Consider the following 10,729-nt stretch of genomic DNA (forward strand, 5'->3'; position numbering starts at 1 on the left):
CTCGCAGGCGCCGCCACCCCCGGCGGCGCCTGCGAGCGTCGGCGAACCTCAGGGGTACCGCGGATCGCACCGCCGGGCGGACCGCACCTATGACGGTCTGCCGCCGATGCCGCCACCCCCGCGCGGCCGGCACCGGGTCGCGGCCGACGATGCGCCGGCCGAACGCTCCGGGCCGCCGGCCTGGGCACCGGCACCCCCGCCTCCGCCTGCCTGGGCGCCCGCGCCGCCGGCGCCGGCCGGCGACACGTCGGGCCCGGCCCGGGACACCGGGCAGGACACCGGGCAGGACACCGGGGGCGACAGTGCAGAACAGTCCCAGGGCCAGCACACCGGCGGGCACTCGGTGGCCGACCTGCTGGCCCGGCTGCAGGTCAACCCGTCGCCGGGTGGCGGCCGACGACGCCGCGAGGGCTGATCCGGGCGATACACTTGCCGACTGTCCGGTACCCGCTGCGCGGACCGGAACGGTCCGAAGTCAGTGAGGTCCGCAACGAGATGGGCACCCCGAATGGACTGCGCCCGGCCCGCCTGAAGGTCGGGATCGTGGCGGCCGGCCGGGTCGGCAGCGCGCTGGGAATGGCGCTCGAGCGAGCCGAGCACGTCGTCGTCGCCTGCAGTGCGGTGTCGGCGGTGTCACGGCGACTGGCCGAGCGGCGACTGCCGGACACGGCGGTCCTGCCGGTGCCCGAGGTCGCCGATCGCGCCGAACTGCTGCTGCTCGCGGTTCCCGACTCCGAACTTGCCGGTCTGGTCAACGGTCTGGCCGCGACCGGGGCGGTGCGCCGCGGGACGATCGTCGCGCACACCTCCGGCGCGAACGGAGTGGATGTGCTCGCCCCGCTGACCGCCGCGGGCTGCATTCCGCTGGCCATTCACCCGGCGATGACTTTCACCGGGGCCGACGAGGACCTCGGCCGGCTGGCCGACACATGTTTCGGGGTCACGGCGTCCGACGAGATCGGTTACGCCATCGCACAGTCACTGGTGCTCGAAATCGGCGGCGAGCCGTTCCGGGTTCGTGAGGATGCCCGCCCGCTCTACCACGCCGCGCTCGCTCACGGCAGCAACCACGTCGTCACGCTGGTCTGCGACGCCCTCGCGGCTCTGCGTGCGGCCCTGGCCGGTCAGGAACTGCTGGGGCAGGAACTCATCGGTGACGCCCCGGGCGGTCTGGCGGAGCGGATCCTCGGGCCGCTGGCCCGCGCCGCGCTGGAGAACACCCTGCAGCGCGGACAGGCGGCGCTGACCGGACCCGTCGCTCGTGGCGACGCCGCCGCGGTGTCGGCCCACCTGGGGGCGCTCGCCGACGTGGACACCGAACTTGCGCAGGCATATTGCGCCGACTCGTTGCGAACCGCGCAACGCGCCCATGCCCCCGAGGAGGTCTTCGAGGTGCTGACCGAATGGTCCACGCAGAATCGGCCGCGGCGATGAGCAGAGCCCCACAGTTCAGCGCCGGTGAACTCAACGTCTATCCGACGCCACTGGCGGTGTTGGACGTGAGCCGGGCGCTGCGGCACACCGGACGGCGGGTGATGCTGGTACCGACCATGGGCGCCCTGCACGACGGACACCTCGCCCTCATTCGCGCGGCCCGGCGGGTGGCGGGCTCGGTCGTGGTGGTCTCGATCTTCGTCAACCCCTCGCAGTTCGGTGCCGGCGAGGATCTCGAGACCTATCCCAGTGCCTTGGACAGCGACCTCGAATTGCTCGCCGACGAGGGCGTCGAGGTGGTGTTCACACCGAGTGAGTCGTCGATGTATCCCGACGGTTTCCGGACCGCCGTGCACCCCGGCCCGCTGGGCGCCGAACTCGAAGGTGTGGCACGCCCCGGGCATTTCGCCGGTGTACTCACCGTGGTGTTGAAGCTGCTGCAGATCGTCGGGCCGGACCGGGCGTTCTTCGGGGAAAAGGATTACCAGCAACTCGTCCTGATCCGGCAGATGGTCAGCGACCTCAATGTCGACACGCGGATCGTCGCGGTGCCCACCGTTCGGGAACCCGACGGACTGGCGATGTCCTCGCGCAACCGCCGTCTTCGCCCGGACGAGCGCGAGCAGGCCGGTGCGCTCTCCGCCGCGCTGCTGGCCGGCAAGTATGCCGCCTCCGGCGGCGCCGCGGCCACGCTGGACGCCGCCCGCGCGGTGCTCGACGAAGTGCCCGCACTCGGCGTCGACTACCTGCAGTTGCGCGGACCGTGGCTGGAGCCCGACGCGCGGTCCGGCCCCGCGCGGCTGCTGGTGGCGGCCCGACTCGGGGACACCCGGCTGATCGACAACATCGCGGTGGAACTGCCCGGCGGCGGGTCCGAGCCGGAATCCGGCGATGCCGAGCCGATGACTTGGCGCAATTAGGGGGATGAAGGTGCTGCTTGCCCTGGACGTCCGCAACACCCACACCGTGGTCGGCCTGATCTCCGGATCGGGTGATCACGCCAAAGTGGTGCACAACTGGCGCATCCGCACCGAGTCGGAAGTGACCGCCGATGAGCTCGCGCTCATCATCGACGGCCTCATCGGCGACGACTCCGAGCGGGTGAGCGGCGCGACCGGACTGTCCACCGTGCCCTCGGTGCTGCACGAGGTGCGGGTCATGCTCGACCAGTACTGGCCCGCGATACCGCATGTGCTCATCGAACCCGGAATCCGCACCGGAATCCCGGTGCTGGTCGACAACCCCAAGGAAGTCGGCGCCGATCGGATCGTCAATTGCCTTGCCGCCCATGCCAAATATCAGAAGGCGGCCATCGTCGTGGACTTCGGTTCGTCGATCTGTGTCGACGTCGTCTCAGCCCGCGGGGAGTTCCTTGGCGGGGTGATCGCGCCGGGAGTCCAGGTGTCCTCCGATGCCGCCGCGGCGCGTTCGGCGGCACTGCGGCGGGTGGAGCTGGCGCGGCCGCGCTCGGTGGTCGGTAAGAACACCGTGGAGTGCATGCAGTCCGGGGCGGTGTTCGGCTTCGCCGGACTCGTGGACGGCTTGGTGTCGCGGATCCGGGCCGATGTGGAGGGGTTCGGCGCCGGCGACGACGTCACGGTGCTGGCCACCGGTTACGGCGCGCCGTTGATGCTTCCCGATCTGCGCACCGTGGATCACTACGACCGCCACCTCACCCTCGACGGTCTGCGTATGGTCTACGAGCGCAATCAGGATCCTCCCCGGGGCCGACTCAAGGCCGGCCGCTGAAGCCCGCCCTCTAAGCTGGCTCGGCGTGAGCGATGCTGGTCCACCGGAAGCCGATCGGGAGGACACCCCCGAACAATTTCGGATCCGGCAGGACAAGCGGCAACGGCTGCTCGACTCCGGTCGGGAGCCCTACCCGGTCGCCGTGCCGCGCACGCATTCGCTCGCCGAGGTCCGCACCGCCCATCCTGATCTGGCCGCCGGCACGTCCACCGGCGACGTGGTCGGGGTAGCCGGACGGGTGGTGCTGGCCCGCAACGCCGGCAAGCTGTGCTTTGCCACCCTGCAGGAGGGCGACGGCACCCAGCTGCAGGCGATGATCAGCCTGGCGGGGGTGGGTCAGGACGCGCTGGAGTCCTGGAAGTCCGATGTCGACCTCGGCGACATCGTCTTCGTACACGGGGAGGTGATCAGTTCGCGTACCGGCGAGCTGTCGGTGCTCGCCGACTCCTGGCAGATGGCCGCCAAGGCGCTTCGACCGCTGCCGGTCGCCCATCGCGAGATGACCGAGGAGGCCCGGGTCCGGCAGCGCTACGTCGACCTCATCGTGCGGCCGCAGGCCCGGGTGATCGCCCGCCAGCGGATCGCGGTCGTGCGGGCGCTGCGCGACAGCCTGGAGCGCCGCGGCTTCGTCGAGGTCGAGACGCCGATGCTGCAGACCCTGGCCGGCGGCGCGGCGGCGCGGCCCTTCATCACCCACTCCAACGCCCTGGACACCGACCTCTACCTGCGGATCGCCCCGGAGCTTTTCCTCAAGAGGTGCGTGGTCGGCGGACTCGAGCGGGTTTTCGAACTCAACCGGGTCTTCCGCAACGAGGGTGCGGATTCGACGCACTCGCCGGAATTCGCGATGCTCGAGACGTACCAGGCCTGGGGCACATATGACGATTCCGCGACAATTACCCGGGAGATCATTCAGGAAGTCGCCGACGACGCGATCGGAACCCGCTCAGTGCCGATGCCGGACGGAACTGAGTACGACCTCGACGGCGAATGGCCGGTAATTCAAATGTATCCGTCTTTGTCTGCCGCCCTGGGCGAAGAGATCACCCCTGACACCCCGGTGCAACGATTACTTACGATCGCCGAGCAACGCGACATCGAGATTCCGCCGGAACGCGGATATGGCCATGGCAAGTTGGTCGAAGAACTGTGGGAGAATACCGTCGGCAAAACATTGGGGGTCCCCACTTTTGTGAAGGATTTCCCGGTCGAAACCACGCCGCTGACCCGCCAGCATCGCAGCATTCCCGGGGTGACCGAGAAATGGGATCTCTACATTCGCGGGATTGAACTGGCGACGGGATATTCCGAGCTCGTCGACCCGATTGTGCAGCGCGAACGGTTCGAGGCCCAGGCCAGGGCGGCCGCTGCCGGCGATACCGAGGCAATGGTTCTCGACGAGGAGTTCCTGGCAGCGATGGAATACGGCATGCCGCCGACCACCGGCACCGGAATGGGTGTGGATCGGCTGTTGATGGTTCTCACCGGCCGGTCAATTAGGGAGACGGTTTTGTTCCCGATTGTGCGGCGCCACGGCGGCGATTCTTGAAATTGCATATGCGATTGTGGCATTGTTCGGGGTGCGACGTTCCGCAGTAATTCCTTGAGCCCCGGGCGCGCGCTCAGTAAGGACGGATCAAATCATGGCCAAGAAAGTCACCGTCACCCTCGTCGACGATTTCGACGGGGACGGCCCCGCCGATGAAACCGTCGAATTCGCGCTCGATGGCGTGAGCTACGAGGTCGACCTGTCGGCCCGAAATGCCCAAAAACTCCGCGACGATCTCAAGAAATGGATCGACGCCGGTCGCCGGGTCGGGGGCCGCCGGCGCGGCCGCGGCGGGATCAGCGGCCGCGGGCGTGGTTCGATCGACCGGGAGCAGAGCGCCGCGATCCGGGAATGGGCCCGGCGCAACGGCCACAAGGTGTCCACCCGGGGGCGCATTCCCGCCGAGGTCGTCGAGGCGTTCCACGCCGCCACCTGAGGTTTTCCAGCGACCTGGCCCCGGCCCGGCCGGGAATCCGCCGGATCCGGCGGGCGTTTCGCCGACCGCGAAGCGCTCCCCGGGAAACGAATCCGCCAGCGAAGCGTTATACCGCTATGCGCCGGCTGAATAACCAGGGCCGGTGCTGGGGTAAGAAACCTTCGCACCCGCCCACTACAGTGGACCTATCCAGTGGTGACAGCTGCGGGTGCGCACCGGCCCCACAGGCGACGGAGAGCAGGTAGGTAGCGATGTTCGAGAGATTTACCGACCGTGCCCGGCGGGTCGTCGTCCTGGCCCAAGAAGAGGCCCGGATGCTCAACCACAACTACATCGGCACCGAGCACATCCTGCTCGGGCTGATCCACGAGGGCGAGGGCGTGGCGGCCAAGTCGCTCGAGTCCCTCGGCATCTCCCTGGAGGGCGTGCGCTCCCAGGTCGAGGAGATCATCGGCCAGGGCCAGCAGGCCCCCTCGGGCCACATCCCGTTCACCCCCCGCGCCAAGAAGGTCCTCGAGCTTTCGCTGCGGGAGGCGCTGCAACTCGGACACAACTACATCGGCACCGAGCACATCCTGCTCGGCCTGATCCGTGAGGGTGAGGGCGTCGCCGCCCAGGTCCTGGTCAAGCTCGGCGCCGAGTTGACCCGGGTCCGCCAGCAGGTCATCCAGTTGCTCAGCGGGTACCAGGGCAAGGAGACCGCCGAGGCCGGCACCGGAGGCCGGGGCGGGGAGTCCGGCAGCCCGTCGACCTCGCTGGTGCTCGACCAGTTCGGCCGCAACCTCACCGCGGCCGCCATGGAGGGCAAGCTGGACCCGGTCATCGGCCGCGAGAAGGAAATCGAGCGGGTGATGCAGGTGCTCAGCCGGCGCACCAAGAACAACCCGGTTCTGATCGGGGAGCCCGGTGTCGGCAAGACCGCCGTCGTCGAGGGGCTCGCGCAGGCAATCGTCAACGGCGAAGTCCCCGAGACGCTCAAGGACAAGCAGCTCTACACCCTCGACCTGGGCTCGCTGGTCGCGGGCAGCCGCTACCGCGGTGACTTCGAGGAGCGTCTCAAGAAGGTGCTCAAGGAGATCAACTCCCGCGGCGACATCATCCTGTTCATCGACGAGCTGCACACCCTGGTCGGGGCGGGCGCCGCGGAGGGCGCCATCGACGCCGCCTCGATCCTCAAGCCCAAGCTGGCTCGCGGCGAGCTGCAGACGATCGGTGCGACCACCCTCGACGAGTACCGCAAGTACATCGAGAAGGACGCCGCTCTGGAGCGCCGCTTCCAGCCCGTCCAGGTGGGTGAGCCGACGGTGGCCCACACCATCGAGATCCTCAAGGGCCTGCGTGACCGCTACGAGGCGCACCACCGGGTCTCGATCACCGACTCCGCGGTGGTTGCCGCGGCGACGCTGGCCGACCGCTACATCAACGACCGGTTCCTGCCCGACAAGGCCATCGACCTGATCGACGAGGCCGGTGCCCGGATGCGGATCCGCCGGATGACCGCGCCGCCGGACCTGCGCGAGTTCGACGAGAAGATCGCCGATGCCCGCCGGGAGAAGGAGTCCGCGATCGACGCGCAGGACTTCGAGAAGGCTGCCTCGTTGCGGGATCGCGAGAAGCAGCTTGTCGCCCAGCGCGCGGAGCGGGAAAAGCAATGGCGCGCAGGGGATCTCGACGTCGTCGCCGAGGTCGACGACGAGCAGATCGCCGAGGTTCTGGGTAACTGGACCGGCATCCCGGTGTTCAAACTCACCGAGGAGGAGACCACCCGGCTGCTGCGCATGGAGGATGAGCTGCACAAGCGGATCATCGGCCAGGAAGATGCGGTCAGGGCGGTCTCCAAGGCGATCCGTCGCACCCGCGCCGGCCTGAAGGACCCCAAGCGTCCGTCCGGGTCGTTCATCTTCGCCGGACCCTCCGGGGTGGGCAAGACCGAGCTGTCCAAGGCGCTGGCCGAGTTCCTCTTCGGTGACGACGACGCGCTCATCCAGATCGACATGGGCGAGTTCCACGACCGGTTCACCGCCTCGCGGCTGTTCGGCGCTCCGCCCGGGTACGTCGGGTACGAGGAGGGCGGTCAGCTCACCGAGAAGGTGCGCCGCAAGCCGTTCTCGGTCGTGCTGTTCGACGAGATCGAGAAGGCCCACCAGGAGATCTACAACTCCCTGCTGCAGGTTCTCGAGGACGGGCGCCTCACCGACGGCCAGGGACGCACGGTGGACTTCAAGAACACCGTGCTGATCTTCACCTCCAACCTGGGAACCTCCGACATCTCCAAGGCGGTCGGACTCGGCTTCACGCAGGGCGGCGGGGAGAACAACTACGAGCGGATGAAGCAGAAGGTCAACGACGAGCTCAAGAAGCACTTCCGCCCGGAGTTCCTCAACCGCATCGACGACATCATCGTGTTCCACCAGCTGACCCAGGACGAGATCATCCGGATGGTCGATTTGATGGTGGGGCGGGTCGCCAAGCAGCTCAAGTCCAAGGACATGGACATCGAGCTCACCGACAAGGCCAAGGCTCTGCTGGCCAAGCGTGGTTTCGATCCGGTGCTCGGCGCCCGGCCACTGCGACGGACCATCCAGCGCGAGATCGAGGACGTGCTCTCCGAGAAGATCCTCTTCGAGGAGATCGGTCCGGGTCAGCTGGTGACCGTGGATGTCGACAACTGGGACGGCGAGGGTCCGGTCGAGAACGCGGTGTTCACCTTCGCCGGTGGTCCCAAGCGGGAGACCGTCGAGCCGGATCTGGCCAACGCCGGCGCCGGCTCGGCCGGGGGGCCGACGACCGCCACCGAGTAGTCCTCGAAGCAGTCCTGGTCGCGCGGCTCTCGCCTAGCGGTAGCCCGGCAGCATCGCGAAGACCTGCTTGACGATCGTCATCACCCAGGCGCCCGCGTTGGGGCTGTGATAGCGGGGCCAGTTCAGTTGAAAGCTGACCACCCACGCTTGACCGGTCCGGTCGACCGCGTACCAGCTGAACGTCAGGTCGCCGGGAAGGTTGCCCGCCTTCGCGGCGATGTACGGCCACTCGGTGCGGTCGAGGTCGATACCCGGTATCTCGGACATGATGTCGCGAACCGGCGCGGCGGCACCGACGGCGATGCGCTGCAGCGCGGCGTGCACCCGGCAGATGTCCTCGGCGCTGCCGTACCACTCCGCGCCGTACGCCGAACCCGGCGAGTGCGTGCGCTGCGGATCGGGTTCGTAGGGCCGGGACTCGGCCTCGCGCAACAGTGCCGCGCGGTCATCCGGTCCGGCGCTCTTCCACCGGTCGCGCACGTCCGGTTCACCCCAGCCGAGCGCGAAAATCTCGTGCATCGTCGGGAACGGGGTCATGCTCGCCGGATCGTGGTGGCCGGCGTCGGCCAGCGCCCGCTCGATCGCACCCGGACCGAGTCGCTCGATCAGCAGATCGGTGGCCATGTTGTCACTGGTGGCGATCATCTTGCCGGCAGCTTGGCGCACCGTGATCCGCGATCCGGGTGGGAGCTCGTCGAATCCCGAGGAGCCGAGCTTCTTTGCTTCGCTGGTGATGGTGAGCAGGTCACCCCAGCCGACTGTGCCGGCCGTCACCGCCTGCGCGACGGCGTAGAGCACGTAGGTCTTGAAAATCGAGGCGAGCGGGAGCGATTCGGTGGTGTTCGCGCCCGCCACCGGCTCGCACCGGCCGTCGTCGACCTTCGAGACCTGGTAGGAGAAGCGGGCCCCGGTGCTGGCCAGGGCGGCGTCGACGTCGCGCCAGGAGGTGATGACCGGCTTCTCGGTGGTGACCCCCAAGCGGGTCACCTCGGTCTGTTCGTCGGTGCGCAACTCGATGAGCTGGTGCGCCCCGAAGGCGTTGGTCACGTTCAGTGTCGCCGAGCCGGCCCCGATGGTGGCGCTGCTGAGGCGGTAGGGCCGGTCCCACCACAGCCGGTCCATGACGGCGCTGACGGGTTCGACCGCGTCGGCGGCGGCCAGGGTATCGACGCTGACCGGACCGATCGGCCAGTCGGAGTTGAGCATGTCCATCACCTGTTTGGCGCGAACGCCCTGGGGGGTGTTCAAGGCGATCTGGACGTCGGCGCTCGCCGAGGGCGTCTGCGGCGGCGAGCAGCCCACCGAGGTGCCGGCCGCGGCGAGGGCGGCGGCGATGAGCGCGGCGGCGCGGCGCGCGGGCCGCGACGGCTCACGCCTTGTCGGAGCCGGCAACGTCGAGCACAACCTCGAACTCGAGCAGCTGGGCGCCGGTGGACACCGGGTTGGCCCGCTCGCCGGCGTGGGCGTGCACGGCAGGGCCCTGAGCCCAGGCCTGGAAGGCTTCCTCGGACTCCCACTGCGTCACCACGAAGTACCGCTCCTCGCCTTTAACCGGCCGCAGCAGCTGAAATCCCAGGAAGCCCGGCTGGTTGTCGACGGCGTGGGCGCGGTGGGCGAACCGCTTCTCCAGTTCGGGGCCGGCACCGGCTGGCACCTCGATCGCGTTGATTTTCACCACGGTCATGGCGAAAGGCTACCGCGTCCGCGCTGGGCGTTGGCCGACCGCGCAAGATGAAACGGTGACCGCCGAACTGCTGACCCACCGCGGTGGTACCGGACAGCCGCTGGTGCTGGTGCACGGGCTGATGGGCCGCGGCACCACGTGGTCACGACAGCTGCCGTGGCTGGCGCGGCTGGGTTCGGTGCACACCTACGACGCGCCCTGGCATCGCGGCCGCGACGTCGAGGATCCCGAACCGATCAGCACCGAGCGGTTCGTCGCCGACCTCGGCGACGCGGTCGCGGAGCTGCCTGGCCCGGCGGTGATGATCGGGCATTCGATGGGCGCGCTGCATTCGTGGTGTCTCGCCGCCGCACGGCCCGACCTGGTGCGCGCACTGGTGATCGAGGACATGGCGGCAGATTTCGTCGGGCGCACGACGGGGCCGTGGGAGCCGTGGCTGCACACCCTGCCGGCCGAGTTTCACTCGGAGCAGGAGGTGCTCGCCGAATTCGGGCCGGTCGCCGGACGGTACTTTCTGGAGGCGTTCGACCGCACGGAGACGGGATGGCGGCTGCACGGCAGGCCCGCCCGCTGGATCGAGATCGCCGCCGAGTGGGGGACCCGTCACTACTGGGAGCAGTGGGCGGCGGTACGCGCTCCGGCGTTGCTCATCGAGGCCGGCGACTCGGTGGCACCGCCCGGCCAGATGCGCCGGATGGCGCAACTGGCCGGGGAGCGGGCGAGATATGTGCACGTGCCCGGAGCCGGTCATCTCGTCCACGACGATGCGCCAGACCGGTATCGGGCCGCCGTGGAGTCATTTGTGGGGGCGCTGCCCGGGGACTCCTGACTAGCCTGATCGGAACGGCTGGAAGGGCTGGTACCACCACCAGTGGGCGCGTTCACCGGTCGGTGCGGGGTAGGGCCGCACCGTGGGTGGGGGCGTGTTGGGTGGTCGCGCCAGTGATCCCGGGTGCAGTGGCCGGCCGGTGTTGTCGGTGACGGACAGCGTGTCGGCGGGTCCGGTGATGGTGATGGCGCCGCGGTGGTGCATGCGGTGGTGATAGGGGCACAGCAGCACCAGGTTGGTCAGCTCG

At 68.8% G+C, this 10,729-nt stretch carries 9 protein-coding genes and 2 pseudogenes; 8 read left to right on the forward strand and 3 right to left on the reverse strand.

Annotation, left to right across the window (positions count from 1 at the left end):
- The 7 genes and pseudogenes from ACKOB8_RS04190 to clpC1 all read left to right on the forward strand — a co-directional run.
- Nucleotides 1-415 (forward strand): annotated as a pseudogene (locus ACKOB8_RS04190) (DUF6779 domain-containing protein); the annotation flags it as partial.
- Between the two features lie 80 nt (nt 416-495).
- A complete protein-coding gene (locus ACKOB8_RS04195) occupies nt 496-1,434 on the forward strand; it encodes a Rossmann-like and DUF2520 domain-containing protein (protein WP_526375970.1) in 939 nt (312 codons plus the stop codon).
- Nucleotides 1,431-2,354, forward strand: a complete 924-nt coding sequence (gene panC / locus ACKOB8_RS04200) for a pantoate--beta-alanine ligase (protein ID WP_526375956.1) — start codon at nt 1,431-1,433, stop codon at nt 2,352-2,354. Before ACKOB8_RS04195 ends, panC begins: the two co-directional genes overlap by 4 nt.
- 10 nt (nt 2,355-2,364) lie before the next feature.
- Nucleotides 2,365-3,183, forward strand: coding sequence for a type III pantothenate kinase (locus ACKOB8_RS04205; RefSeq protein WP_526375972.1), 819 nt, complete (start codon nt 2,365-2,367; stop codon nt 3,181-3,183).
- A gap of 25 nt (nt 3,184-3,208) precedes the next feature.
- Nucleotides 3,209-4,732: a lysine--tRNA ligase gene (lysS, locus tag ACKOB8_RS04210; protein ID WP_526375958.1), complete on the forward strand. Its 1,524-nt coding sequence runs from the start codon at nt 3,209-3,211 to the stop codon at nt 4,730-4,732.
- 94 nt (nt 4,733-4,826) lie between these two features.
- Complete coding sequence (gene lsr2 / locus ACKOB8_RS04215; RefSeq protein WP_526375960.1) at nt 4,827-5,168, forward strand: histone-like nucleoid-structuring protein Lsr2; 342 nt, start codon at nt 4,827-4,829, stop codon at nt 5,166-5,168.
- Between the two features lie 251 nt (nt 5,169-5,419).
- The gene (clpC1, locus tag ACKOB8_RS04220; protein ID WP_526375962.1) at nt 5,420-7,969 is read left to right on the forward strand and encodes an ATP-dependent protease ATP-binding subunit ClpC; all 2,550 of its coding nucleotides are present in this window, start codon (nt 5,420-5,422) and stop codon (nt 7,967-7,969) included.
- 33 nt (nt 7,970-8,002) lie between these two features.
- Here the strand turns inward: clpC1 and ACKOB8_RS04225 are convergent, their stop codons facing one another.
- Together ACKOB8_RS04225 and mhuD are read right to left on the reverse strand one after the other, a co-directional pair.
- Nucleotides 8,003-9,361 carry a serine hydrolase gene (locus tag ACKOB8_RS04225; protein ID WP_526375964.1) on the reverse strand — a complete coding sequence of 453 codons (1,359 nt, stop codon included), beginning with the start codon at nt 9,359-9,361 and terminating at the stop codon, nt 8,003-8,005.
- A complete protein-coding gene (gene mhuD / locus ACKOB8_RS04230) occupies nt 9,339-9,653 on the reverse strand; it encodes a mycobilin-forming heme oxygenase MhuD (protein ID WP_526375966.1) in 315 nt (104 codons plus the stop codon). The genes ACKOB8_RS04225 and mhuD overlap by 23 nt, the downstream gene beginning before the upstream one ends.
- Before the next feature lie 55 nt (nt 9,654-9,708).
- On the opposite strand from mhuD, the gene ACKOB8_RS04235 reads away from it, so the two are divergent.
- Nucleotides 9,709-10,482, forward strand: a complete 774-nt coding sequence (locus tag ACKOB8_RS04235) for an alpha/beta fold hydrolase (protein WP_526375968.1) — start codon at nt 9,709-9,711, stop codon at nt 10,480-10,482.
- Here the strand turns inward: ACKOB8_RS04235 and ACKOB8_RS04240 are convergent.
- Nucleotides 10,483-10,729, reverse strand: a pseudogene (locus ACKOB8_RS04240) (hypothetical protein); the annotation flags it as partial.

Origin of the sequence: Mycobacterium sp. (assembly GCF_046091765.1) — a bacterium.
In the GTDB taxonomy this organism is placed as follows: Bacteria; Actinomycetota; Actinomycetes; order Mycobacteriales; family Mycobacteriaceae; genus Mycobacterium.

Excerpts from the sequence above, each read along its gene's own strand:
- panC (WP_526375956.1), top strand. The coding sequence starts at position 1,431 with ATGAGCAGAGCCCCACAGTTCAGCGCCGGTGAACTCAACGTCTATCCG.
- ACKOB8_RS04195 (WP_526375970.1), top strand. The coding sequence starts at position 496 with ATGGGCACCCCGAATGGACTGCGCCCGGCCCGCCTGAAGGTCGGGATC.
- mhuD (WP_526375966.1), bottom strand. The coding sequence starts at position 9,653 with ATGACCGTGGTGAAAATCAACGCGATCGAGGTGCCAGCCGGTGCCGGC.
- clpC1 (WP_526375962.1), top strand. The coding sequence starts at position 5,420 with ATGTTCGAGAGATTTACCGACCGTGCCCGGCGGGTCGTCGTCCTGGCC.
- lsr2 (WP_526375960.1), top strand. The coding sequence starts at position 4,827 with ATGGCCAAGAAAGTCACCGTCACCCTCGTCGACGATTTCGACGGGGAC.